This window comes from Amycolatopsis sp. NBC_01480 (genome assembly GCF_036227205.1).
Classification (GTDB): Bacteria; Actinomycetota; Actinomycetes; order Mycobacteriales; family Pseudonocardiaceae; genus Amycolatopsis.
In genome coordinates this window covers 8223220-8247458 of sequence record NZ_CP109442.1, presented here as the reverse complement: position 1 = coordinate 8247458, position 24239 = coordinate 8223220, and the positions used below count along the sequence as shown (strand labels likewise).

Below are 24239 nucleotides of genomic sequence, written 5' to 3'. Positions count from 1 at the left end.
CATTCTAGCCATCTTCGCCCACTCGTGTGGCAATTCAGGTAAAAGTGTCACTCTTGACTGATGGGGGCGCTACGCTGCGGCCGTTCCCGCCGACCTGAAAGGTGTCCCATGTCCGCTCGCGCGCTCCCCCTCCTCGTCACGGGCCTCGCCCTGCTGATCGCCGGCTGTTCGGGCGGGAGCGGCACCTCGGGAACCGCCTCGAACGGCGCTGCGCCGGCGGCCGGGTCCGCCACCGCCGAGACCGAGGAAGCCAAGCCGTCGACCAAAAAGGAGGGTGACGACGCGGTCGGCCGGTACGCGACCTTCCTGCACGCGATCGGCAACGAAGACGTCGCCACGGCCTGCGAGATCGGCGGCGACACCACCAAGAAGCTCGAGGCGGACCTAGGCCCCTGCGAAAAGCAGATGCAGCTGACCGTCGAGATGTACTCCCCCACGGAGAAGGCGGCGATGCAGGGCGCCACGGTGGACCGTTCCGCCGTCGACGAGTCGTCCACCAGGGTCGAGATCCCCGTCTCGGCGGTCAAGGTCGGCGCCGACCTCACCGACACCGAGCTGCCCGACGCCATCATGGAACAGCGCGACGTGAAGTGGTACCTCGTCAAGTGGTCGATGTAGCCGCCGGGCTCAGGGCAGTGTGTAGGAGAACCGCCTGATCACCGGTATCCGGTCGCGGAAGGCGCGGAGCGTCAACGATTCGAGCCCCGCGGACGCCCAGGCCATCCCCCGGTGCAGCCGGTCCCAGGCCAGGAGCTGCTGTCCGTCCACAGTGCCCACGACGCCGTTCTCCCAGCCGGGGCGCGACCGCCGGGGCCGGATGTCGGGCGACGAGCTCGCCCCAGCCGCGGTCGTCCGGGCGGTACAGCAGGCCACCGGCCACGCCCTCCTGGGCCGGGGAGTCGAACACGGCGTGCCGCAGGCTCGTGCTGAGCAAGCGGAGCAGGAGTATGACCACCCGGTACTGGCCGGGCCGCTCTTCGCCGCCGAGGAAGTCAGACGCCGAGGACAAGGTCCCGGGTCGCCCGTCCCCAGCAGGGGTGTGCCCACCCCGGTGGCGCCGGCCTCCACCGCTGCGGATCTCGCGGCCCGTGCCAGCGACGTCGGGGCGGGATCGGCCTGGCCCGGTCCGTCGTGCGGTGAGACCAGGACCGCGCGGCGAAACCGGCCTTCGGGGTCGAGGTCGAGGTCTGGTCCATGGGGATCGCGCCGAATACGACACTGTCTCGATCGGCGTCGGGAAAGCGGTCCCGGATCTCGCGTCCGAGCGCGCCCAGGAGGGTACCGACCGAGATGACGATCGTGTCGATGTCGAGCAGCCACGGCCGGGAGGTCTGGGCGACTTCACAACGGACGCCGTGCGCCGTACCCAGCTCGGTCACCACGACGGGACTCGGAGGCGCTGCCATCGGGATATCGTGGCACGCCGCGCGCCGGGCGACATGCGCTTCGGCTCAAATCCACTGGCGCGGTTCAGCCTCGATAACCCGCGGGCAGCAAGGACTTCGGCCGTCCCGGCTGGGTGAGCCGGCCGGTGAGCAGGGCGCCGGCCAGACTGAGCGCGGCCGCCGCGGCGAAGGCGCCGGAGTAGCCGTGCGAGGTCACCACGATCGCGGCGAGGCCGACGCCGAGGACCGCGCCGACAGCCTTGGCGCTGTAGAGCACGCCGAAGTTCTGCATCATGGACTCCTCGCCGAAGTACTCGCGCACGAGCCCGACGAGCAGCGTGTAACAGCAGCCGTTGCCGAGGCCCGCGAGCGCGACGCCGAGCAGCAGACCGGCCGCGTGGTGGTGCTCGCCGGAGTAGGACAGCACCAGCTGCCCGATCCCTCCGGCCACCAGGGCGAGCTGCAGGACGCGCCGCCGGCCGAGCCGGTCCGACAGCCAGCCAAGCAGCACCCGGCCGGTGCCGGTGACCCCGGCCAGCACCGCCAGCGCGACCGCGGCGAGACCCGGTCCGCCGCCCTGCTCGGCGACGGACGTGGCCAGGTAGGCGAGGTCGAACAGCAGCACGGCGGCCGCCAGCACCACCGTCAGGTACAGCGAAAGCGTTGTGCCGCAACGGAACAGCTCACCCGGCCGGTAATGCCGCACCGCCGGGCGGTTGGCCGAGACACTGCGGTTGCGCACCTTGTCGAGCGCCCACGCCCGCGGGTCCGGCTCGGCCGGCCACCAATGCCGCGGCGGGAAGCGCAGCAGCGCGCCGGCCCCGGCGATCACCACGAGCACCACCGCCGCCGTGACGTCGAGCAGCACCGCGCGGTTGCCGATCGACAGCCCGAAGCCCGCGATGAGCACAAACGGCACGCTGCCGTAAGCAAAAGCGCCGCTCACCGCGCCGACGCGGGCGGCCGTCCGGTCGGGGAACCACCGCATCACGGCGCCGACGCAAGTGGCGTACACCAGCCCGGTGCCGATGCCGCCGAGCACGGAGTAGCCGAGGAACACCGTGGTCAGGCTGGACGCGTGCCCGAGCGTCACCAGTCCGGTCGCGCACAGCACCCCGCCGACGGTGACCGCCACGGCCGGCGGGAGCTTGCCGTGGTCACGCAGCCACGCGGCCGGGAACGCGACGCTGGCCTGGCACACCGCCCAGAGCGCGAGCGAGACGACCACCTCGGTGAACGTCCAGCCATGCGCGCTCGTCAGCACCGGCGCGATCACGCCGAACCCGTACTGCTGCACCCCGGCCGCGAACATCGCCGCCCCGCCGAGCCACACCATCCAGGCCCGCGACCGGCCGATCAGCTGCCGGTCGCTCTCCCCCACCCGGTACCGCCGCCCGTAGACGTCGCGGACCTCTTTCACCTCGGGCATCTCCCGCACCGGCAGGACGGTCTGGGGCTCGGACATCACGTCACCCACTTGACTGTATGTTGTATGCAGTATTCAGTAGTCCGGTTATAGCACCCGTGCTGGACGGTGTCCACGGGCCTGCCCCGTCCGGCTCAAAGGGTGCTTTCCGTGCTCAGCTCGGCTGGTCGATGCGCTCCAGCCAGCGGTCCAGCAGGGCGGTCTCAACCGGCTCCAACCGATCAGTGCCGGTAAGGGCGATCTGGGAACGCAGCTGGCGGGCGGCGGAGCGGACAGGGTCCGGTCCGCTCGAAACCACAGGCTCGGTGAGGACGGCGGAGAAAACGGCGTCTCGAGCGCGGTGTGACAGTTCCGGGTCGTCGAACAGCTCGGGCTGGGCGATGCGACTGAGAGCGACGCCGATGTTGGCGGGCAGGATCAACTGGGCGGCCAGCGCGGGCGTCGTCGCCAGAGCCCCGGCCGCGGCGCAGCGCAGCAGGGTCGCCTCGAGCAGTTGGAGGATGCGCCGGTGGGTCGTCGCAGCCGAGTGCGGGCGCGGCGCGAACATCAGCTGGTAGAGCGCGGGGTTGTCGGCGGCGAAGGCCATGTGGTCGTCCCAGCCGGCGTACAGGTCGGCAACGGGGTCGTCGGTGGCCTCGAGTTCGGTCTTCCGCAGGGCGTAGCGCTCGAGACCGGTGTCGGCGACGGCGTCGAGCAGGCCCCGCTTGTCCCCGAAGAGCCGGTACAGCACCGGCTGCGTCACCCCTGCCGCTTCGGCGATCGCGCGGGTGGCGATGTCACCGTCCGCGGACGCGGCGAGCTGCCGCTCGGCGGCGTCGATCAGGGCCGCGCGGACAGTGGTGTCGTCGGCCGGGCCGGTGGCGCCCCGGCGGCGGGAGGCATCGCTCATGGAATCAATGCTACGTCACATCGCTAGCGGCGATCGGGAGCGTCTGCTATGTTTATCTTATCGGTGAAACGACACTCCGATATCGACACTATTGATCTTGGAAGTGAGGCTCATGGCTGACCAACGAGTCGCCGTCGTCACCGGCGCTTCACGGGGCATCGGCCGCGCCATCGCCACCACCCTGGCCGCCGCCGGGCAGGCCGTCGTCGTCGGTTACGCCGGCAACGACGTGGCGGCGAAGCAGGTCGTCGACGAGATAACCACCGCCGGCGGGCAGGCCGTGGCCGCTCAGGCCGACATCGCCGACGAGGACGCGGTCGCCGCGTTGTTCGAGACCGCGACGCAGGCGTTCGGCGGCATTGACGTCGTCGTCAACTCCGCCGGGCGCATGGCCCTGTCCCCCATCGCGGATCTGGACCTCGCCGACCTCGACGCGCTGCACCGCACCAACATCCGCGGCACGTTCGTCGTGGCCCGGGAGGCCGCGCGCCGGATCCGCCCGGGCGGCGCGATCGTGCTGCTGTCCACCTCGGTCGTCGGACTGCAGTTCCCCGGTTACGGCGCTTACGCCGCGAGCAAGGGCGCCGTCGAGGCGATGGCCCTGATCCTGGCGCGGGAACTGCGCGGCCGCGACGTCACCGTCAACGCCGTCGCCCCCGGCCCCACCGCCACCGACCTGTTCCTCGACGGCAAGGACGAGGCGACCATCGAACGCCTGGCCCAGCAGCCGCCGCTGGAACGGCTCGGCACCCCGGCCGACATCGCCGAGGTCGTCGCGTTCCTGGCCGGGCCCGGCGGGCGCTGGGTCAACGGCCAGGTCGTGCGGGCCAACGGCGGGATCGTCTGATCCCGCCGCACGCCGGCTGAAATTTCTCATCACCGCAACGAAAGGAACACTGTCATGCCGTTCGCCAACCTGAAGGTCCCCGCCGACACGCTGAGCCCGGAGTCGAAGAAGAAGCTCATCGACGCCGTCACGGACGCGTACGCCGACGTGTACGGCGAGCGCGCCCGCGCCACCACCCTCGTCCTGGTCGACGAGGTCGTCGAAGGCGGCTGGGGCCTGGGCGGCAACGTCCTGACGGCGGAAATGCTCGGCCGCAGCTGAGGTGTCAACGGGGCCGCCGCCTCACCCCGCGCTCGCCGAATGGGCTCCGGTCATCAGGGCCGCGAGGTCGTCGGGTTCGAGGAACGACGGGGGCGGCGGCGGTCCCCAGGCGTAGAGCCCTTGCAGGCCTTGAAGAACCTCCGGGCTCCACAGCTCGTCCTCGGGGACGGTGTCCATGTCGGAGTAGTACTCGGAGAAGTTGCCGGCCGGGTCTTTGAGGTACCAGAAGAAGTTCGCGCCCGCGTAGTGCCGGCCCAGGCCCCAGATGTGCCGTTCCGGCTTGCCTTCGAGCATCGCGTGCGCGCCCCGGCCGACCTCGTCGACGTCGTCGACCTGCCAGCTGGTGTGGTGCAGGAAGTTCACCGGCGCGGCCATCACCAGCACGTTGTGGTGCTCGACCGAGCAGCGCAGGAACGCGGCCTTGTCGCCCATGTAGTCACTGACCTTGAAGCCGATGCCCTCGGTGAAGAACCGCATCGTCGTCTCCAGGTCGGTGCTGCCGAGCACCGCGTGGCCCAGCTTGCGCGGCCGCACCGGCCCGGTGCGGCCGAGGAACGGCGCCCGCCCCCACCGGTCGATCCGGCCAGGTCCATTGTAGAGCGTCGCGGGCACCTCAGGAGAGACGACGATCCGGGGGCGCACCGCGACCCGGACCCTCGTCCCGGTGACCGGTTCGACGGCAGTCAAGGCCGTGTCCGTCTCCTCCACCGCGATGTCGTGTGTGCGCAGGCGCCGGGCGATCGCCGCGATGTCGTCGGGGTCGTCGGCCGCGACCGTCAGCTCCACCAGCCGGCGCGTCGGGGCCTCGACGATCCGGAGTTGGTCGCCGCCGTTGAGGGTCGCGAAGGCGCCGTCGTCTCGGGGCTGGAGCCCGAAGTCGGTGTAGTACGCGATGGTCTCCGCGACGTTGGGCACGCCGATGACGACGTTGCCCAGTCCGTGCAGTGGCATGACAGTCTCCTTACCTGGCGGCCGGGGCGGAAACGAAGGTCTGGTGCAGTTCGCCGATGCCGGCGATCCAGCTGTCGAGCCGCTCGCCGGCCCGCAGGTACCGCTGGGGCTCCCGGCCCATCCCGACGCCGGACGGGGTGCCGGTGAAGATCACGTCACCCGGGTAGAGCGTGACGTTCTCCGACAGGGCGGCGATCATCCGGGCAATGCCGAAGATCAGGTCGCTGGTCTGTCCCTTTTGGACTTCGACACCGTCGATCGCGCAGCCGAGCTCGAGGTCGTCGGGGTTGGCGAACTCGTCCGGTGTCACCAGCCAGGGGCCCTGTGGGGAGAATCCCGGGTACGACTTGCCGAGGCCGAACTGGGGCGCCGGGCCGCGCAGCTGCGTCAACCGCTCGGACAGGTCCTGGCCCGCGGTGAGCCCGGCGACGTAGGACCAGGCGTCGGCTTCGGCCACATCGCGTGCTTCGCGGCCCACAATGGCCACGAGTTCGATCTCCCAGTCGACGTTGCCCCCGGGCGGGAGCACGACTTCGGTGTCGGGCCCGGAGAAGCTCGACACGTACTTGGTGAACACCGGCGGCAGTTCGGTGGGCGCGGCGAACCCGGACTCGGCGGCGTGCGCGCGGTAGTTCAGGCCGAGTGCGAAAACCTGCCGCGGCGCGGGCGAGGGCGCGCCGAGCCGGGCACGGTCCACCGGCACGAGCTGGTCGGCCGGAACGTCCACTTCGGACGCCCAGGCGACGACTTCCGGCCAGTTCCGGAAGACGTCGCCCAGGTCCGGGCCCCACCGGCCGTCCGACGCGCGGGCGAGGTCGAGGAACTTCTCCGCACCGTCCTGCTCGATGACGAGGGCGGCCCGGTTGTCGATGTTGGCTAGGCGCATGAGATCCGTTCTCCTGAGGTCCGGGCCCGGGCGAGTTCGCCGTACCGGGCAACGAGTTCTTGGGTGCCGGCGGGGTCGGTGACGGCGCCGAAGACGTAGTGGTCGGGCCGGATGAGCACCGCGCGGATGTGGTGGGCTTCGAACCAGCGTGTCCAGTTCCCGTCCGGGTCACGCAGGCCGGGGCCGAGGGTGAAGGCGCGGCCGCCGAAGTCCTCGCTCACCTCGTCGAGGGTCAGGAGCACGGGGCCGTCGCCGGTCACGTCGTCGAGCAGGGCGCGATGCCCGTCGCGCTCGACCGGGAACTGCGGCGCCAGGGTGCCGCGCAACGCGCTGGTGGCGGGGCTGTCGGCGAGGACGCCCTCGCCGAGCACGGGCAGCGCGGACACCGGCAGCACGCGGGCCGGGTCGGCGCCTCCGGCGATCATGCGCGCGTCGCGGTCGGCGGCTTGCTGCTCGTCCAGGACGCAGATGACACGTCCCAGCTCGACGGACATCGCGATCGCGTGTTGCAAGTGGACACTGCGTTCGGAGGTATACGTGTCCAGCAGCGCGAAATCCGATTCGCCGCGCAGCACCCGGTCGAGCTTCCAGCAGAGGTTGGCGACGTCGCGCAGGCCCGAGCACATCCCCTGCCCGGCGAAGGGCGGCATCTGGTGGGCCGCGTCGCCCGCGATCGCCAGCCGGCCGCGGTTCCAGCGATCGGCCCAGCGGGCGGCGAACGTGTACACGGCGTGCCGTTCCAGGCGCGAGTTCTGCGGCGTGCGTCCCCAGGGGCCGAGCAGGTCCCAGGCCTTGTCGGCGGTGTTGAGCTCGTCGCGGGTTTCGCCGGGCAGCCGCATGAACTCCCAGCGGCGCCGGCCGGGGCCGCCGGAGACGATCGTGGTCGGCCGGGCGGGATCGCACAGCTGCCAGTTCTGCGGCGACCAGTCCCGCTCGTCGAGGGGGATGGTGTCGACGATCAGCCAGTCGTAGAAGAAACCCTGGTCGTGCAGGACGGCGCCCAGGCGTTCGCGGACGAAGCTGTTCGCTCCGTCGCAGCCGATCACGAACCGGGCCCGCGCGCCGACTTGCTTGACGGCCGCGGTCGTGTAAGTCACCAGCACGTCCTCGGCCTGTTCCTCGACGCCGACGACCTCGGCCCCGCGGCGCAACGTCACGTTCGGCATCGCCTCGACGGCCTCGGCCAGCACCTTCTCCAAGTTCGGCTGGGAAAAGAAGTTCGCCATCGGCCAGCCGCTGGGCCCTCGCCCGGACCAGTCGATCCGGACCAGGGCCTCGCCCGCGGCGTTACGCCACTCGTAGTGATCCGGCACGGCCGCGGAGATCGCCTTCACCGGCTCAGCGAGGCCCAGACCCTGGAACACGCGGCCGATCTCGTCGTCGAAGTGCACCGCCCTCGGCCGCGGGTACGGCTCGGGCCACCGCTCCAGCACCAGCACGGAAAACCCGCGCCGGCCCAGCATCCGGGCCGCGGCCAGCCCGACCGGACCGGCGCCGACGACCACCACATCGTGAACTGTGTTCATACCGCCCGCTTCGTTGGAGGTCTTTCCTGACTACGCCGCCACGTTCGAGATGTCAATGAACTTTCGAAACTTCCGCGAGTAGTTGAATCTTGCTAGGGTGGCGGCATGACAGGCACCGGTTCGACCCGCGCGGACGGCGTGTACCAGCGCCTCCGGCGGGACATCCTCGGCGGCCGCCTCGTCCCCGGCGAGCGGCTGAAGTTCCCGGAGCTGAGCCGGCGGTACGAAACCAGCGTCGGCGCGGCCCGGGAGGCGCTGACCCGCCTGGTCGCCGACGGATTCGTGCGGACGCAGTCGAACCTCGGCTTCAGCGTCATGCCGCTGTCCCACGAAGACCTGGCGGAACTGACCTACGCCCGGCTGGAGATCGAGTCACTGGTGCTGAGGCTTTCGGTGCGCGACGGCGACATGGACTGGGAGTCGGCCGCGGTCGCCGCCCACCATCGCCTGAAGCGCACGCAGTTCCTGGCCCAGGACGACGCGGACCACCCGACGGACGCATGGTCCGCCGCGCACGCCGCGTTCCACACCGCCCTGCTGGCCGGCTGCCGCAACCACCGGCTACTGGCCACGGCCACCGGCCTGCGCGAGGAGGCCGAGCTGTACCTCCAGTGGTCGATCTCGTTCGGCCGGGAACCCGACCGCGACCTCACCGGCGAACACCAGGCCCTGCTGGACGCCGCCGTGGCCCGCGACGCCGACCGAGCCGCGGAACTGCTGCGCGACCACATCGCCCACACCGCCCAGCTGCTCATCAGCGTCGCGACCGACGAACCGAACAAGGCCGGCCCGTCCGGCGCCGCACCACGCAACGTTGGCACGTAAAAGCTCGTGAGTGTTTATGACGGTTAGAACCGTCATAAACACTCACGAGCCCTCAAGCGCCGCCGGCGACTGGGATTGGGTGCACCCGCTCAGGCACATGGTCCGGACGGCGACGTCCCGGGCGACCGCGATGCCCGCCCCGTTCGCGTCGGCGCTCCGTACCCGGAACCCGGCGCCGGACGGCGGCGCGGGCGCGGCCGGCGCGCCACTGCACCCGGCAAGCAGCAGCGCCAGCCCGGCTGCCAGCACCAGCCCGGCTGCCAGCACCAGTCCAGCCGGCGCTGCCGACGGCGACGACCGAGAGATCATCCGCCCATTCTCCCCGCCGCGGCCGGGAACCGCTCAGCCCGGCAGGATCCGCGGCGCGGGCAGGACCGCTTCCGCCGCAACGGCTTGCCAGGCCGGCAGCCCATCCGGGCCCGGGACGACGCGGCCGAAAGCCTGGTCACCGAAGTGGCAGGCGAAACCGACGGTGTCCGGCTGCGAGAGTTCACCGGCGATCCGGCGACGGGCGGCGACCACGGCCGCGGCGTCGATGTCGGGGCGCGAGGGCCAGTCGGGGTGCGCGATCTGGCCCGGGAAGTGGAAAACGTCGCCGAACGCGATCACCCGGAGCGGCCCGGCCTCGATCACGTACGAGGTGTGGCCCGGGCTGTGGCCGGGCGTCACGACGGCCCGCACGCCCGGGAAGATCTCCTCGCCATCGGCGATTTCGGTGCGGCGGCCCGCGAGTGGCTCGAGCACGGCCTCGCGTGACGGCGCGCCCGGGAGCGCCTCACCGCGTCCGTGCGGCCCCCATTCCTCGGCCGCGACCAGGTACCGGGCGGCCGGGAAAAACGGCTGCCCGCCGTCGAAGGCCCAGCCGGTGTGGTCCACGTGCAGATGCGTGAAGGCGACCGCTTCGACGTCCGCCGGCGCAATTCCCAGCGCTGCCAACGTCTCCGGGAGCGCCCCGGAATCCGCGAAGCCGATCGACACGCCGCCGACACCCATTTCCTGGCTCACCACTCCGAGCCCGGCGTCGATCAGCAGCCGCCGGCCGTCGCGCTCCACGAGCAGGCCGCCGGCCGACATCGCGACGCGGCCCGCGCCGTCGAGGGCCTCCGGGTGCTCGGTCCAGTACGACTCCGGCACCTCCGGGAAGAAGCCCGCCGGGGTGAGCCCCATCGCGCCGTCCACCACGTAGGTGAACCGGACACCGCCCGAGTCCAGCACCCGCACGGCCGACTGCTCGTTCAACGCGCCCGGCATCCCGTCGTCTCCCTTGGTCGGTGGCATCCGAGTTCGATCATGCTCCGACGAGCGAGCGCGTGCCCGGGGGAAGGTGACCGACCCCACTTTCGCCGTGCAGGAACCGGACAATGCCGTCCTGGAGCGCCCGCACCGCGCGCGGCTGCTCGACGTCGCGGCGGTAGGCCAGGCGCACGACGCGGCTGAGCCCGGGCTCGGTGAACTGCGTCATCCGGAACCGGTCCCCGACCACCGTGCTCGGCACCACGGCCAGCCCGATGCCCGCCTGCACCAGCTCCAGCACCGCGTCCATCTCGCCGCCCTCGATCGCGAAGACCGGGTCGAAACCCTCGGCGCGGCAAGCGTTCACGGTCGCCTCGCGCAGGTCGTACCCGCGCCGGAACATCACCAGCGGCCGGTCCCGCAGGTCGCCGATCGCCAGCCGGCCGCGCACCGGCGCCCGCGCGGCCTTCGGCGAGATGACCACCAGCTCCTCGACGAACAGCGGTGTGCTCGACAGCCGGGGATCGTCGTGCACCCGCGAGTCGACGATCATCGCCAGGTCCAGCGCGCCCTCGGACAGCTCGGTCTGCAAGTCGCGCGAACCGCTTTCGTGCAGCACCAGCTCGATGCCCGGGTACGCGCGGCGGAACGCGGCGAGCATGGCCGGCAGCAGGCCGGTGCACAGGCTCGGGGTCGCGCCGAGCCGCACGCGGCCCCGGCCCAGCTCGTCCAGCTCGCGGATCGCCCGGTACGCCGTCTCGGTCTCGGCGAGGATCCGGCGCGCGATCGGCAGCAGCGTCTCCCCCGCCTCCGTGAGCGTCACGTTGCCGCGGATGCGGTGGAAAAGCGTGGCGCCGACGTCGCGCTCCAGGGCCCGGACTTGTTGCGACAGCGAGGGTTGCGCCACCCGCGCCTGCTCCGCCGCGCGCGTGAAGTGCCGCGTTTCCGCGACCGCGACGAAGTAGGCCAGCTGCTGGAACTGCATGCGGCCATCATAGCTTCTACCTCTGGTGATGAGAGAAATCATGTGTTTGCCCTCTGATCGGAGCGCACCTACCGTCGGACTCGTGGCACGTGAACTCGCGACGGCGCGGCGGACCAAGCCCGCCCTGCGGCTCTTCTGGGACTCGACGATCGGCAAGAAGGTCGTGATGGCGGCGACCGGGCTGCTGTTCGTCGTGTTCCTGCTGGCGCACATGGCCGGCAACCTCAAGATCTTCTTCGGTGCCGGCACTTTCGACCACTACGCGGGCTGGCTCCGCACGATCGGCGAGCCCGTGCTGCCGTACTCCTGGTTCCTCTGGATCCAGCGGGCCGTGCTGGTCGTCGCGCTGGTGCTGCACGTCGTGGCGGCGGTGCAGCTTTCGCGGCGGGACCGCAAGGCACGGCCGGTGCGCTACGTCCACGGGCAGCGGCCGCGCGCGACGTTCGCCACGCACACCATGCGGTGGGGCGGCGCGACGCTGGCGGTCTACATCGTCTGGCACATCCTCGACCTGACGGTCGGCGTGGCGAACCCGGATTTCGTCGAGGGACAGCCCTTTCACAACGTCGTCGTGGACTTCCAGGTCTGGTGGATCGACGTGATCTACCTGGTGGCGCTGCTCATGCTGGGGCTGCACATCAACCACGGGTTCTGGAGCGCGGCGCAGACCCTGGGCATCAAGAGCGCTTCGCGGGACCGGACGATCAAAACGGTCGGCAGCGTGCTCGCCGTGGTGATCACCGGCGGCTTCATGATCGTGCCGATCGCCGTCATGGCGGGATGGGTGAGTTGAGATGCTGGAATACACCGTGGGCGCGCCGATCGCCGACGACAAGGCGCCGGATGGCCCGATCGAGGACCGCTGGTCCGCACACAAGTTCTCAGCGAAGCTGGTGAATCCGGCGAACCGGCGCAAGCACCGCGTGATCGTCGTGGGCACCGGGCTGGCCGGCGGCTCGGCGGGTGCCACACTGGCGGAGCAGGGGTACCACGTCGTCCAGTTCTGCTTCCAGGACTCGCCCCGGCGGGCGCACTCGGTGGCCGCGCAGGGCGGCATCAACGCGGCGAAGAACTACCGCAACGACGGCGACTCGGTGTACCGGCTGTTCTACGACACCGTGAAGGGCGGCGACTTCCGCTCGCGCGAGTCCAATGTGTACCGATTGGCCGAGGTCTCCGCGCAGATCATCGACCAGGCCGTGGCACAAGGGGTGCCGTTCGCCCGGGAGTACGGCGGGTTGCTCGACACCCGGTCGTTCGGCGGAGTCCAGGTGCAGCGCACGTTCTACGCGCGCGGCCAGACCGGCCAGCAGCTGCTGCTGGGCGCGTACCAGGCGCTGTCCCGGCAGATCGACGCCGGGAACGTCGAGCTGCACGCGCGCACCGAGATGCTCGACCTGGTCGTGGTCGACGGGCGGGCGCGCGGGATCGTCGCGCGCGACCTCGTCACCGGCGAGATCACCACGCACCTGGCCGACGCCGTCGTGCTGGCCAGCGGCGGCTACGGCAACGTGTTCTACCTGTCCACCAACGCCAAGGGCTCCAACGCGACCGCGATCTGGCGAGCCCACAAGCGCGGCGCGTACCTGGCGAACCCGTGTTTCACCCAGATCCACCCGACCTGCATCCCGCGCTCGGGCGAACACCAGTCGAAGCTCACGCTGATGAGCGAGTCGCTGCGCAACGACGGCCGCATCTGGGTCCCGAAGCAGGCGGGCGACCCGCGTCCGCCCGGCGAGATCCCCGAGGACGAGCGCGACTACTACCTCGAACGGATCTACCCGAGCTTCGGCAACCTCGTCCCGCGTGACATCGCCTCGCGCGCGGCGAAGAACATCTGCGACGCCGGTTTCGGCGTCGGGCCCGGCGGTCTCGGCGTGTACCTCGACTTCGCCGACGCCCTCGAGCGGATGGGCCGCCCGGCCGTGGAAGCCAAGTACGGCAACCTCTTCGACATGTACCAGCGCATCACCGCGGAGAACCCGTACCAGGTCCCGATGCGCATCTACCCCGCCATCCACTACACGATGGGCGGGCTGTGGGTCGACTACGACCTGCAGGCCACGATCCCCGGCCTGTTCGTGATCGGCGAGGCCAACTTCTCCGACCACGGCGCCAACCGGCTCGGCGCGTCCGCGCTGATGCAGGGCCTCGCGGACGGCTATTTCGTCCTGCCGTCCACTTTGAACGACTACATCGCCCGTGGCGGGTTCGACGAAGTCAGCCGGACCGACGCGGCGGTGACCGAAGTCGAGACGCAGGTCCGCGCGCGGATCGACCGGCTGCTGTCGGTGGGCGGCACGCGCAGCGCCGACTCGTTCCACCGCGAGCTGGGCCACCTGATGTGGGAGTTCTGCGGGATGTCCCGCACCGAGGAGGGCCTGCGCAAGGCGCTCGAGCGGGTGCCCGAGCTGCGCGCGGAGTTCTGGCGGGAGATCCGCGTGCCCGGTTCCGGGGCGGAGCTGAACCAGGAGCTGGAGAAGGCGAACCGCGTCGCCGACTTCCTGGAGCTGGCCGAGCTGCTGCTGCTCGACGCGCTGGTGCGCGAGGAGTCCTGCGGCGGGCACTTCCGCGAGGAGTACCAGACCCCCGACGGCGAGGCCCGGCGCGAGGACGAGCGCTTCAGCCACGTCGCTGCCTGGGAGTACGGCGAGAAACCCGTGCTGCACAAGGAAGAACTGACTTTCGAACACGTCCATCCCACCCAGCGAAGCTACCAATGACACAGCGGAGCTACACATGAAACTCACCGTGCGCGTCTGGCGCCAGTCCGGGCCCGACGCCGAGGGACGGCTGGTCGGCTACCCGGTCGACGACGCCAGCCCGGACATGTCGTTCCTGGAGCTGCTCGACGTGCTCAACGAGAGCCTGGTCGAGGCGGGCGAGCAGCCGGTCGCGTTCGACCACGACTGCCGCGAGGGCATCTGCGGCTCCTGCGGCGTGGTGATCAACGGCCGGGCCCACGGGCCGGAGCGGACCACCGCCTGCCAGCTGCACCTGCGCTCGTTCGCCGACGGCGACGTGATCGACGTGGAACCCTGGCGTGCACGGGGTTTCCCGGTGATCAAGGACCTCGTCGTCGACCGCTCGGCCTTCGACCGGATCATCCAGTCCGGCGGTTACGTCACCGCGCCCACCGGCAGCGCCCCCGACGCCCACGCGACGCCGGTGCCGAAGCCGGACGCCGATCTCGCGTTCGACAACGCCACCTGCATCGGCTGCGGCGCCTGTGTCGCGGCCTGCCCGAACGGCTCGGCGATGCTGTTCACCTCGGCCAAGGTCGCGCACCTGAACAGCCTGCCGCAGGGTCAGCCCGAGCGGGCCCGGCGCGTGCTGGACATGGTGGACACCATGGACGCCGAGGGTTTCGGCGGCTGCACCAACACCGGCGAGTGCGTCGCGTCGTGTCCGAAGGGGATTCCGCTGACCAGCATCGCGAACCTCAACCGCGAGTTCCTCAAGGCCGCGCGCACGTCACGGCGGTAGCGCCTAGTCCTCAAGGACGCGTCGCGCCAGTTGACGCGGGACGCGCGGGCTTCGCGGGACATCGGCGCGTGCGGCACGACCTCGTCGAACCCGGGCGCCCGGGTCGACGCCTGCATCCGACCGGCCAGTTCACGCACGGTGCCACCTCACCAGAACATCAGCGCGGGACCAGCGCGTCCAGCACCAGGCCGACGAGCCGGGCCGACTGCTCCGGGCTGCGGGCCTCGCCCGCGCACTGGGCGATGCCGCCCATGAACAGCAGGACGTCGTCCGAGGTCAGGTCCGTGCGCAGGCTCCCGTCTTCGGCGCCCGCGGCCAGCAGGATGCCGACGGCTTCGCTCAGCAGGGCGCGGCTGTCCGCGTACGGGTCGGTCCCGGAGGCGATCACCGCGTTCAGCGCCTGGGCCATGCCGTACTTGGCCGTGGCGTAGGCGACGAAGTGCTCCATCCACGCGTGCATGGCCTCGGCGGCCGTCCGGCCGGGCAGGAGTTCGGCGGCCTTCTCGCACACGATGGTGAGCTGGCGCCGGTAGGCCGCGTCGATCAGGGCCTCCCGCGTCGGGAAGTGGCGGTAGAGCGTGCCGACTCCGACGCCCGCGCGCTTGGCGATGGCCGCCGGCGCGGCGTCCAGCTCCTGCTCGGCGAAGACCTGCGCGGCGACCTCCAGCAGGTGTTCCCGGTTCTGCCGGGCGTCGCTCCTGGTCCGGCGGGGTGGTGGGGGCATGCGGGTTCCTTCGGCGGGCCGGCTCGGTTGCATTCCGGAACACATTCCGCTTAAGCTGAAACGGAACAGATTCCGCAACCACTCTAGCCGAGGACACCTCATGCCCCCACTCGCGGACAAGCCCGTGCGCCACTGGTTCATCACCGGGGCCTCCGGCGGTCTGGGCCGTCAGCTCACCGAACACGCCCTCGGCCGGGGCGACCGCGTCACCGCGACGGTCCGCCGCCCCGCCGCGCTCGACGATCTGCGCGCCGAGCACGGCGACCGGCTGGCCGTGGAGATCCTCGACGTCACCCGCCCCGCCGACATCGACGCGGTCACCGCCCGGGTCATCGCGGCCGGCCCGGTCGACATCGTGGTCAACAACGCCGGCTACAGCGTCATGGGCGCCACCGAGGAGATGACCCACGAGCAGGTCGAGCACCAGCTCGAAACGCTGCTGCACGCGCCGATCCGGATCACCCGGGCGTTCCTCAAGCCGATGCGCGAACAGGGCGGCGGCCGGATCATCCAGATCTCCAGCATGGGCGGCCAGATGGGCGCGCCCATCTCCAGCGCCTACCACGCGGGCAAGTGGGGGCTGGAAGGCTTCACCGAGGGCGTCAGCCGCGAGGTCGCCGGGTTCGACATCCGCTTCACCATCGTCGAGCCCGGCGGCACCAGCACCGGCTTCCTCTCGGCCCTGAACTACACCACCGAAACCGACGCCTACCGCGACACCCCGGTCGGCGAGATGCGGCGCTGGCTGCTGAGCGACCCCGACCTCACCGGTGATCCGGCGAAGGTCGCCGCCGCCGTCTACGACACCACGCGGCTCGCCGTCCCGCCGCTGCGGCTCACCCTCGGCGCCGACTCCTACGACGCCGTCCACGCCGCCCTCACCGAGCGCCTCGGCGCGCTCGAGGCCCAGAAGGACCTCGCCGCTTCCGTCGCCTTCGACTGACCACAGTGGACGCGCCGGCCGGGGCGCGGCGGAAAACCAGCTGCACCCGCCGCCCCCGGCTTGCTAACGTCCCCGCCATGGGTGTCTTCGCACTGATCCGGATCCGCTGCTCCTAAAGCGGCGGACCCGACTCTCCGTTCGGCCAGTTCCGCCGCACTCCGGCCCCAGCCGGTGCGGCCGCTCGTGCTGCCCGGCTCCACCTCGTTCCACTGTGGAGTGCACACCCATGCCTGCTGTCCCGTCCGTCGGCGGACGCCACGAACTCGGCCAGAACTTCCTGGTCGACCCCGCCACCATCACCACGATCTGCGCGGCCGTCCGCGCCACCACCGGCCCGATCGTCGAACTCGGCCCGGGCGACGGCGCGCTGACCGTCCCGCTGAGCCGCTCCGGCCGGCCCATCACCGCGGTCGAGCTGGATCCGCGCCGCGCCCGCCGGCTGTCCGCGCGGACCGGCGCCAACGTCACGGTCGTCACCGGAGACCTGCTGCGCCACCGCTTTCCCCGCGAACGGCACACGGTCGTGGGCAACATCCCGTTCCACCTCACCACCGTGACCCTGCGCCGCCTGCTGGCACAGTCCACTTGGGACACTGCGGTGCTGCTGGTGCAGTGGGAGGTCGCCCGGCGCCGCGCGGGGATCGGCGGGGCCACGCAGCTGACCGCCACCTGGTGGCCGTGGTACGAGTTCGCGGTGCTGGCACGGGTGCCCGCGCGCGCGTTCCGCCCGGCGCCGGCAGTGGACGGCGGAGTGCTGACGCTGCGGCGCCGTCCCTCGCCATTGGTCACGGAATGCCAGCTGTACCAGGACTTCGTGCGCGAGGTCTTCACCGGACGCGGTCACGGGCTGGCCGGGATCCTGCCCCGCACCGGCCGCCTGGGCCGTCGCACCGTCAACACCTGGCTGAGCGCGAACGACCTGCGCCCCGGCACCCTGCCCCGCTCACTCACCGCCGCACAGTGGGCGTCGCTCTGGAAGCTGGCTCAGTGACGGGTGTTGAGCCGCGCGGCCTGGCGCGTCAGGTGATCGACCTCGGCGAGGTTGGGGGCTTTCTCCGCCGCCTCGACGTAGAGCCGCGCCGCCTTCTCCAGGTCACCGTCGCGCTCGTGGAGGTAGGCCGCCACGGCGGTGTGGCGGGGCAGGGTGTCGTCCAGTTCCGCGAGCGCGGCCAGCCCGGCGCGCGGCCCGTCCGCCTCGCCGACGGCCACCGCGCGGTTGAGCCGGACGACCGGGCTGTCGGTGAGGCGCACGAGTTCGTCGTACCACTCGACGATCTGCACCCAGTCGGTCTCCCCGGCGGTGGGCGCGTCGGCGTGCAGGGCCGCGATCGCCGCCTGGGCCTGGAATTCGCCCAGCTGGTCGCGGGCGAGGGCCGCCTGCAGGATCCCGACCCCCTCGGCGATCAACGCGGTGTCCCACCGGCCGCGGTCCTGCTCGGCGAGCGGCACGAGGCTGCCGTCCGGCGCGGTCCGGCTCGCGCGCCGGGCGTGGTGGATCAGCATGAGCGCCAGCAGTCCCGCGACCTCCGGGTGGTCGAGCGAGGCCGCGACCTGCCGGGTGAGCCGGATCGCCTCGGCGGCCAGGTCGACCTCGCCGGAGTAGCCCTCGTTGAAGACCAGGTACAGCACGCGCAGCACGGTGGCGGCGTCGCCCGCCTGGTCGAGCCGCACCCCGGAGACGGTCCGCTTGGCCCGGCTGATCCGCTGCGCCATGGTCGCCTCCGGCACCAGGTAGGCCCGGGCGATCTGGCGGGTGGTCAGCCCGCCGACGGCGCGCAGCGTGAGCGCGACCGCCGACGAAGGCGTCAGAGACGGGTGGGCGCACAGGAAGTAGAGCTGGAGCGTGTCGTCCACTCCGGACACCGGCACCGGTTCCTCGTCGACGACCTCCTCGCGCCGACGCCGCGCGGCGTCGGATCGGGTCGCGTCCAGGAACCGGCGCCACGCCACGGTGACCAGCCAGCCCTTCGGGTCCCGCGGCGGGTCCTCGGGCCAGACGCGGACCGCCTCCACCAGCGCGTCCTGCACGGCATCCTCGGCCGCCGCGAAATCGGCTCCGCGGCGGACGAGGATGCCCAGCACACCCGGCGTGAGGCTCCGGAGCAGGGCCTCGTCCATGCTCACGTCACTCCGTGATGGTCGGCGGCTCGGTCAGGAACGGGCGCAGCTCGAGCCATTCGTGCAGCGGCTTCCCGCCCTGCCCCGGCGCGGCCGACAGCTCCCCGGCCAGCTCGAGGGCGCGCTCGTAACTGTCGACGTCGATCACCATCCAGCCGGCGATCAGGTCCTTGGTCTCGGCGAACGGGCCGTCGGTGACCGGCGGGCGGCCCTCGCCGTCGTACCGGACGAACGTGCCCCCGGGTGCGAGCGCCTGGCCGTCGACGAACTCGCCGCTCCCCTCGAGCCGGGTGGCGAAGTCCCGCATGTACTGGATGTGGGCCGAAATCTCGTCCGGCGTCCACTGGTCCATGGGCACGGTGCAAACCGGCTCCGGCCCGCCGCGGTAGTGCTTGAGCAACAGGTACTTGGCCATCGTGGTCTCCTCGGTGCTGATGCGACCCATTCTGGTCACGTTCGCAGCAGGGACGGAGCCCGGACCGGGTTCTCGACATCACCCGGGAAAAGAATTTCTACCGTTTCCGGCCGACCACTCCGGCGACGCAGCGGGCCGACTCGCTCAGCGGGGTCAGCCGCGGGCCGTCCGGCCACCACTCGTCGGCGACCGAGAGGCCGGGGCCCGAGGTCGCGTTCGGCGGCAGCAGCTCCAGCCCGGGCAGCATCGCCTCGATCTCCGCCCTGGTCCGGAAGCGGCCGGCGCCGAGCGGGCCGGACACCAGGATCTCCTCGATCCGCTTGGCGACCGCGGTCAGCTCCTCGACCTCGGGGTCGTAGAAGTGCGCCAGCGCCACGAACGAACCCGGTGCGAGCGCGTCGATGTACTCGCGCATCACCTCGACCGCGCCGTCGCCCTCGTAGTGGTGCATGGTGCCGATGTGCAGCAGGCCGAGTGGCTGCGAGAAGTCGATGTACTCCCGCACGGTCTCGTTCCCCAGCACCTGCGACGGCTCGAAGATGTCCGCCTCGACCATGTGCGTGAAGTCGTTCTCGGCCAGCAGCGCGCGGCCGTGCGCGAGCACCACCGGGTCGTTGTCCACGTAGACCACGTGCGCGTCGCGGTGCGAGCGCTGCACGATCTGGTGGGTGTTCTCGGCCGTGGGCAGGCCGGAGCCGCAGTCGAGGAACTGCCGGATCTCGGTCTGGTTGGCCAGCATGCGCAGCGCGCGGTTGTGGAAGCCGCGGTTGCCGCGCGCGATGTGCACGGCCTCGGGCACGGCCGTGCTGATCTTGTCCATGACCGCGCGGTCGACCTCGTAGTAGTGGTTGCCGCCGAGGAATCCATCGTAGATCCGCGCGACGCTGGGCCGGTGGGGATCCACCCCGACCGGGACCTGGCTGGGCGAGAGCGTGGACGGCGGAGCGGTGGACATGGCGACCTCACCAGGCGGGCTCGGGGGCGGCGTTGGCCCACTCAGCGTAGTACTCGGGCACCCGAGGGTTACGCCAGGTCGCCCGATCAGCGGCCTCGCGGGCCGAGGCCTGCGGTTTTCCCGTCACCGGAGATCATCGGTGACGGGGCGGGCCCTGCTGGTCGCTCCACTGCTGGATGTACGAGTTCACGGCCGAGCTGAAGTAGTCGGCCAGTGGGTCGTCCGAAGTGGTCTTGGAGGCGGGCGCGCCGCCGGGGGACTTGCCCGGGGTGCGCCGCGCTTCGGTGGTGCGCACGGTGCTGTGCGAGACCTCGTCGGACGCGACGGGCGGCTCGGTGCTCGCGCTGATCGTGGCGACCGCGGGCGGCGCGCTCGACGAAGACGGCGCGGCGGGAACCTCGGCGGGCTTTCCCGCCGTCCCGTTCACCGGGGCGGGCCACAGGGCCCACGTGCCGAGTCCGGCCAGCGCCACCGCCGCGGCACCGGCGATCACGAAACGCCGGGCCGGTCGCCGCCCGGTCGACGGGGGCGCGGTCACCGGCCTCCCATCGGGTTCCGGAGCGCTCATCAGCGCGTCCAGTTCCGCGGGCAGCTCGCCGACGACGGGCTGGGGCCGGGTCGAAGGGCCGTCCGGCTGCGGCGGTGGTTCTTCGCCGGGGATGCGCGGCATCGGCGCCGTCATCGAGAGGCTGACGAGTTTCGCGACCGAATCCAGGTCGCCGCTGTCACTGCGGTCACTGCTGTCGCCGGGCTCCGTGTGAGCCATGCAGACCTCCACCCTGCCGGGACCACGGGCTCCCGCGGCGCGTCCGGCCGCCGGATCCTATGAAGCCCGGACGATCTTGTAAACCCGCCCCCCTCCCGAAACCCCGTCCCCGGGGCCCGCGGTTGCGGCCGAACGGACCGGAATCGGCCGTCCGGCGGCAGAAATCCACCCATACCGGCGGGCGTATCCACGCTTGAACCCGGGACGGGCGGGTAATCCCCCGCCCATGACAGCTGACGTGGCCGTGGTCGGCCAGATCGCGCGGGACTTGATAGTGCTCGTTTCCGGCAGACCCGGCGGCGCGCCCGCGCCCGTGCGGGAGCGCCGGGAGCTGATCGGCGGGAAGGGCGCCGCCATCGCCGTCGGGCTCGCGCAGCTCGGCGCTTCGGTCGGGCTGCTCGGGGTGGTGGGCGACGACGAGCCGGGCGGGCGGCTGCTGCGCCAGGCCGGGGAAGGCGGCGTCGACACCGGCTGGGTGGTCCGGCGGCTCGGCACCGCGACCGGGCTGATCGTCGACGTGTTCGGCGAAGACGGCCGGTGGCGTTACCTGGAAGAGCTGCCGCGCGCGGTCCGGCTGACCCCGCGCGACGTCGCCGCCGCCCGCCCGTTGCTGACCTCGGCCGGGACCGTCGTGATCCAGCCGCAGCAGCCGGCCGACGCGACGCTCGCCGCCGCGGAGTGCGCGCGGGACGCGGGACGGCGCGTCGTGCTGGACGGCCACCCCGGCGAAGATCCGCGGACACGCGCCCGGCTGCTGGCCGCCACCGACGTCCTCCGGCTCGACCGCGCGGAAGGCCCGCTGCTGGCGGGTATTCCGCTCGACACCGTGGAAGCCGGGCTGCGGGCCGCCGACGATCTGCTGCGGCTCGGGCCCGCGTTGGTCGTGCTGGACCTCGGGGATCTCGGCTGCCTGTTCGTCTGGGCGGACCAGCACCTGCTCCTGCCGCATCCGTCCGACGGCGCCGCTTTCACCGCCGCCCTCGCCTGGGGTCTGACGCGCGGCCAGGGTCCCCGCCGCGCCGCGCGTCTCGCTGTCGCCGCGTCGGGGGTCGCCGTCGCCTATCCCGGTGCCCGCCCGGACCTCACCTCCGAAGCATTGGCCGGCCGGCTGGCGGAGCTGGACCGGCATTTCGCGCCGGCGCGCTGAACCGGCCCGTTTTCCGGGACCCCTCCCGGCCCCGTCTGCCTACCCTCACCCGCATCGGCGAGGGGAGGGAACCGGCATGCGGGTCAGGGGCCAGGCCGTCGTGGCGGTGGTGGTGCTGGGATTCTCGGCGGCGGCGTGCACCACGGACGGGCACGCGCTGCCCGCGCCGCTGCCCACCGTGCCCGCCGCGACGCGGGCGCTGGTCGGCTGGTCCGTGGCCGTGTGCGGGGTGGCGAAGTCGGCCGAAAGCCTGCGGTCCGGGATCGACGACGTCAACCGCACCGCCGCGGACCCCGACCAGGCGAGCTTCCTCGACTCGAGCATCGACTCCTACCTCAGCCAGACCGGCTCCGGCATCGACCGGGTGCGCGGGCAGCTGAAGGACGTGCCGCCGTCCGGGGTCAAGGGCGCGGACGCGTACGTCGCCGCGCTCGGCAAAGCCTTGGGGGAACTGCAAAAGAAGGTGCCGGCGAGCACGGAGAAGCAGCCGCTGGCGAAGGCCCGTGAGGTCGCCGCCGCGACCACGGCGCTCAAGCCGACGACGGCGGACCTGCTGAAGGCGGTGCGGGGCGACGCCAAGCTGAACGCGTCGTTCAACGTCGCGCCGGGCTGCTCGCCGGTCCGCCAGTTCGGCCCGGTCGACGCGGCGGCGCCGACATCGGCGCTGGTCACGTGGTCGGACACGATGTGCACCGCCACCGCGTCCGTGGCCGCGCTGCGCACGCGGAAACTGGGCGACCTCGTCAGCGACGACCCGCGGTTCGCCCAGCTCGGCGGGTTCGAGCTGGCCAACTTCATCGGCTCGGCCGGCATCCAGGTCGGGCAGCTGGCCGACGCCCTCGCCCCACTGGCGCCGACCGGCGTCAAGGAGGCCGACGCGTACCGGACCGGCCTGCTCGCGGCGTTGCAAGCGGTGGTGCCGAAACTCCCCTCGACGCAGGGCCAAGCCGGGGCCGATCTGTCGTTCCAGCCGGCGGACCAGCTCAAACCCCAAGCCCAGCAGGTGATCGACACACTCGCGACGATCACGCTGCCGTCGCCCGACCTGCCGACGGCCGTCGCGCGCAGCGAGGTGCTGGCGAACTCCTACAACGTGGCGCCGAGCTGCCGTCCGCTCGACTCTCCCCCTCCGTCCTTGCCCGCCGCCGCCAACGGCACCGACCTCGGCGCCTGCCAGGCGGGCAAGTGCCAGGTGCAGGTCTCCGGCGTCGCGGACGTGACCGTCGGCGGGATGCGCTTCACGGTCTCGATCGGCCCGAGTTCCGTCCGCGTCCGCGTGGCCGCACTGCTTGACGGAAAGGCTGTGCTGGACATTTCGACCGAGTGAACCTGCTCAGGCTCGCGCGAGGGTGACGGACATTTCGCGGAATCCGTGGCGCCGGTAGAAGGCGATCGCGGAATCGTTCGCCGAATACGCGGTCACCGAGAAATGGCGGGCGCCGCGTTTTCCGGCCCACGAGTCGAATCTCGCGACGAGCGCCGAGCCCACGCCGGACCCCCGGGCCTCCGGCGCGACCCGCATGCTTTCGAGGACCGCGGTGACGGCGTCCGGACGCAGCGGCTCGCCGCCGCCGATCCGGCCGACGAGGTGGCCCACCACCGCGTTCTCCTGCTGGGCCACCAGGCAAAGCGCAGTGTCGTCGGCGAGCAGCGTCGAGTAGTACCGCGGCCCGTCGCGCCTCGGCCAGCCGAGGTCCATCCGGTGGTCGTGCCGGCCGCCGTCCTCGGCGAACAATGCGTGCACGGAATCCACCAAGCCGGGCAGCTGCGCCGGACCGGCCACCACGATCGCCATATTCATGAAAGCGACGTTAACGCGCCGGATTAATCATGTAAATATCGAATTCAGAAACCCGGCCAGCCCTGCCGAAGGTGGTCGAACGCGGTCTCCAGCGCGTGGCGCGGGTCGGGTTCCAGCGCGGCCAGGTCCGGGACCTCCAGGACGTACCGGGCCAGCACCCGTGCCGAAAGATCGTCCGCCGCCTTGCCCGCTGCTTCGGCGATCACGGCGGCCAGCACGGTCTCGTTCTCCGTCCACAGTTTCCTCGCGTACGCGCGCAGCGCCGGGGTCCGCATGACGAGGTCCGTGCGGCGGCGGAACTCCGGGCTCGGGCGCGGGTCGAACGGGCCGCGCGTAACCAGGAACGCCTGCAGCGCATCGAGGATCGAGGCGTCCGGGGCGCGCTCGCGCACCGCGGCGGTCAGGGCGGCCGCGCGCTCGGCGCCGTCGCCGAGGATCAGGGCTTCCTTGCCGCCCGGGAAGTGGGCGAACAGGGTGGTGACCGCCGCGTCCGCGGCCTCCGCGACCTGCGCCACGGTCACCTTGTCGAAGCCCCGCTCCAAAAACAGCCGCAACGCCGCCGAGGACAGGGCCTGGCGGGTGGCGGCCTTCTTGCGCTCACGGCGCCCGGTCGTCTCCGGCATGGCAACCACCATACCCGAAGTGACTACGAACTCGTAGTGATTGCGGT

General features: G+C 71.6%; 27 protein-coding genes. 11 read left to right on the top strand and 16 right to left on the bottom strand.

Going from position 1 to position 24239, the window contains the following annotated elements:
• The first annotated feature begins 108 nt into the window (after positions 1 to 108).
• Positions 109 to 618, top strand: coding sequence for a hypothetical protein (locus OG371_RS38825; RefSeq protein ID WP_329061255.1), 510 nt, complete (start codon positions 109 to 111; stop codon positions 616 to 618).
• Positions 619 to 627: 9 nt separating this feature from the next.
• Here the strand turns inward: OG371_RS38825 and OG371_RS38820 are convergent, their stop codons facing one another.
• From OG371_RS38820 to OG371_RS38810, 3 genes are all read right to left on the bottom strand, one after another.
• On the bottom strand, positions 628 to 777 hold the full coding sequence (locus OG371_RS38820) for a hypothetical protein (RefSeq protein ID WP_329061253.1): 150 nt from the start codon (positions 775 to 777) through the stop codon (positions 628 to 630).
• A 693-nt stretch (positions 778 to 1470) separates the two neighbouring features.
• Positions 1471 to 2850: an OFA family MFS transporter gene (locus OG371_RS38815; RefSeq protein ID WP_329061251.1), complete on the bottom strand. Its 1380-nt coding sequence runs from the start codon at positions 2848 to 2850 to the stop codon at positions 1471 to 1473.
• Between the two features lie 115 nt (positions 2851 to 2965).
• On the bottom strand, positions 2966 to 3700 hold the full coding sequence (locus OG371_RS38810) for a TetR/AcrR family transcriptional regulator (RefSeq protein WP_329061250.1): 735 nt from the start codon (positions 3698 to 3700) through the stop codon (positions 2966 to 2968).
• A 112-nt stretch (positions 3701 to 3812) separates the two neighbouring features.
• On the opposite strand from OG371_RS38810, the gene OG371_RS38805 reads away from it, so the two are divergent.
• Positions 3813 to 4547 (top strand): SDR family oxidoreductase, encoded by a 735-nt coding sequence (locus OG371_RS38805; RefSeq protein WP_329061248.1) that lies wholly within the window; start codon positions 3813 to 3815, stop codon positions 4545 to 4547.
• Positions 4548 to 4601: 54 nt separating this feature from the next.
• On the top strand, positions 4602 to 4808 hold the full coding sequence (locus OG371_RS38800) for a tautomerase family protein (RefSeq protein WP_329061246.1): 207 nt from the start codon (positions 4602 to 4604) through the stop codon (positions 4806 to 4808).
• Between the two features lie 21 nt (positions 4809 to 4829).
• Here the strand turns inward: OG371_RS38800 and OG371_RS38795 are convergent, their stop codons facing one another.
• From OG371_RS38795 to mhpA, 3 genes are read right to left on the bottom strand one after another with little or no spacing between them, the layout of a single operon-like run.
• On the bottom strand, positions 4830 to 5759 hold the full coding sequence (locus OG371_RS38795; protein WP_329061244.1) for a VOC family protein: 930 nt from the start codon (positions 5757 to 5759) through the stop codon (positions 4830 to 4832).
• A gap of 10 nt (positions 5760 to 5769) precedes the next feature.
• Entirely contained in the window at positions 5770 to 6645 is an 876-nt protein-coding gene (locus OG371_RS38790; RefSeq protein ID WP_329061242.1) for a fumarylacetoacetate hydrolase family protein, read from the bottom strand.
• The gene (gene mhpA, locus OG371_RS38785) at positions 6636 to 8171 is read right to left on the bottom strand and encodes a bifunctional 3-(3-hydroxy-phenyl)propionate/3-hydroxycinnamic acid hydroxylase MhpA (RefSeq protein ID WP_329061240.1); all 1536 of its coding nucleotides are present in this window, start codon (positions 8169 to 8171) and stop codon (positions 6636 to 6638) included. The genes OG371_RS38790 and mhpA overlap by 10 nt, the downstream gene beginning before the upstream one ends.
• Positions 8172 to 8276: 105 nt before the next feature.
• Between mhpA and OG371_RS38780 the strand changes: the two genes are divergently transcribed.
• On the top strand, positions 8277 to 8996 hold the full coding sequence (locus OG371_RS38780; RefSeq protein WP_329061238.1) for a GntR family transcriptional regulator: 720 nt from the start codon (positions 8277 to 8279) through the stop codon (positions 8994 to 8996).
• Positions 8997 to 9038: 42 nt separating this feature from the next.
• On the opposite strand, the gene OG371_RS38775 is transcribed toward OG371_RS38780, so the two are convergent.
• The 3 genes from OG371_RS38775 to OG371_RS38765 are packed head-to-tail and all read right to left on the bottom strand — an operon-like array spanning position 9039 to position 11214.
• On the bottom strand, positions 9039 to 9305 hold the full coding sequence (locus tag OG371_RS38775; RefSeq protein ID WP_329061236.1) for a hypothetical protein: 267 nt from the start codon (positions 9303 to 9305) through the stop codon (positions 9039 to 9041).
• Positions 9306 to 9338: 33 nt separating this feature from the next.
• Positions 9339 to 10274: an MBL fold metallo-hydrolase gene (locus tag OG371_RS38770; protein WP_329061234.1), complete on the bottom strand. Its 936-nt coding sequence runs from the start codon at positions 10272 to 10274 to the stop codon at positions 9339 to 9341.
• A gap of 10 nt (positions 10275 to 10284) precedes the next feature.
• Positions 10285 to 11214, bottom strand: coding sequence for a LysR family transcriptional regulator (locus tag OG371_RS38765; RefSeq protein ID WP_329061232.1), 930 nt, complete (start codon positions 11212 to 11214; stop codon positions 10285 to 10287).
• Positions 11215 to 11296: 82 nt separating this feature from the next.
• On the opposite strand from OG371_RS38765, the gene OG371_RS38760 reads away from it, so the two are divergent.
• Genes OG371_RS38760 through OG371_RS38750 form a run of 3 tightly spaced genes read left to right on the top strand, consistent with a single transcriptional unit; the run spans position 11297 to position 14700 of the window.
• Positions 11297 to 12007, top strand: a complete 711-nt coding sequence (locus tag OG371_RS38760; protein WP_329061230.1) for a succinate dehydrogenase cytochrome b subunit — start codon at positions 11297 to 11299, stop codon at positions 12005 to 12007.
• 1 nt (position 12008) lies between these two features.
• A complete protein-coding gene (locus OG371_RS38755) occupies positions 12009 to 13937 on the top strand; it encodes a fumarate reductase/succinate dehydrogenase flavoprotein subunit (RefSeq protein WP_329061227.1) in 1929 nt (642 codons plus the stop codon).
• A gap of 16 nt (positions 13938 to 13953) precedes the next feature.
• The gene (locus OG371_RS38750; RefSeq protein ID WP_329061225.1) at positions 13954 to 14700 is read left to right on the top strand and encodes a succinate dehydrogenase/fumarate reductase iron-sulfur subunit; all 747 of its coding nucleotides are present in this window, start codon (positions 13954 to 13956) and stop codon (positions 14698 to 14700) included.
• A 157-nt stretch (positions 14701 to 14857) separates the two neighbouring features.
• Here the strand turns inward: OG371_RS38750 and OG371_RS38745 are convergent, their stop codons facing one another.
• The gene (locus OG371_RS38745; RefSeq protein ID WP_329061223.1) at positions 14858 to 15424 is read right to left on the bottom strand and encodes a TetR/AcrR family transcriptional regulator; all 567 of its coding nucleotides are present in this window, start codon (positions 15422 to 15424) and stop codon (positions 14858 to 14860) included.
• Between the two features lie 100 nt (positions 15425 to 15524).
• Between OG371_RS38745 and OG371_RS38740 the strand changes: the two genes are divergently transcribed.
• Positions 15525 to 16367 (top strand): SDR family oxidoreductase, encoded by an 843-nt coding sequence (locus tag OG371_RS38740; RefSeq protein ID WP_329061221.1) that lies wholly within the window; start codon positions 15525 to 15527, stop codon positions 16365 to 16367.
• Positions 16368 to 16593: 226 nt separating this feature from the next.
• On the top strand, positions 16594 to 17358 hold the full coding sequence (gene erm, locus OG371_RS38735; RefSeq protein WP_329061220.1) for a 23S ribosomal RNA methyltransferase Erm: 765 nt from the start codon (positions 16594 to 16596) through the stop codon (positions 17356 to 17358).
• Here the strand turns inward: erm and OG371_RS38730 are convergent.
• From OG371_RS38730 to OG371_RS38715, 4 genes are all read right to left on the bottom strand, one after another.
• Entirely contained in the window at positions 17352 to 18485 is a 1134-nt protein-coding gene (locus OG371_RS38730) for an RNA polymerase sigma factor (protein WP_329073384.1), read from the bottom strand. The two genes, erm and OG371_RS38730, sit on opposite strands and share 7 nt — an antisense overlap.
• A gap of 7 nt (positions 18486 to 18492) precedes the next feature.
• Positions 18493 to 18900: a YciI family protein gene (locus tag OG371_RS38725; protein ID WP_329073383.1), complete on the bottom strand. Its 408-nt coding sequence runs from the start codon at positions 18898 to 18900 to the stop codon at positions 18493 to 18495.
• Between the two features lie 97 nt (positions 18901 to 18997).
• Positions 18998 to 19855 carry an SAM-dependent methyltransferase gene (locus OG371_RS38720; RefSeq protein ID WP_329061219.1) on the bottom strand — a complete coding sequence of 286 codons (858 nt, stop codon included), beginning with the start codon at positions 19853 to 19855 and terminating at the stop codon, positions 18998 to 19000.
• A 133-nt stretch (positions 19856 to 19988) separates the two neighbouring features.
• Complete coding sequence (locus OG371_RS38715) at positions 19989 to 20621, bottom strand: hypothetical protein (RefSeq protein ID WP_329061218.1); 633 nt, start codon at positions 20619 to 20621, stop codon at positions 19989 to 19991.
• 226 nt (positions 20622 to 20847) lie between these two features.
• Here OG371_RS38715 and OG371_RS38710 point away from each other — a divergent pair, with 226 nt between their 5' ends.
• Both OG371_RS38710 and OG371_RS38705 read left to right on the top strand, forming a co-directional pair.
• The gene (locus OG371_RS38710; protein WP_329061216.1) at positions 20848 to 21768 is read left to right on the top strand and encodes a PfkB family carbohydrate kinase; all 921 of its coding nucleotides are present in this window, start codon (positions 20848 to 20850) and stop codon (positions 21766 to 21768) included.
• 76 nt (positions 21769 to 21844) lie between these two features.
• On the top strand, positions 21845 to 23095 hold the full coding sequence (locus OG371_RS38705; protein ID WP_329061214.1) for a hypothetical protein: 1251 nt from the start codon (positions 21845 to 21847) through the stop codon (positions 23093 to 23095).
• A 6-nt stretch (positions 23096 to 23101) separates the two neighbouring features.
• Here the strand turns inward: OG371_RS38705 and OG371_RS38700 are convergent, their stop codons facing one another.
• Together OG371_RS38700 and OG371_RS38695 are read right to left on the bottom strand one after the other, a co-directional pair.
• A complete protein-coding gene (locus OG371_RS38700; protein ID WP_329061212.1) occupies positions 23102 to 23569 on the bottom strand; it encodes a GNAT family N-acetyltransferase in 468 nt (155 codons plus the stop codon).
• 44 nt (positions 23570 to 23613) lie between these two features.
• The gene (locus OG371_RS38695; RefSeq protein ID WP_329061210.1) at positions 23614 to 24192 is read right to left on the bottom strand and encodes a TetR family transcriptional regulator; all 579 of its coding nucleotides are present in this window, start codon (positions 24190 to 24192) and stop codon (positions 23614 to 23616) included.
• Between the last annotated feature and the right edge of the window lie 47 nt (positions 24193 to 24239).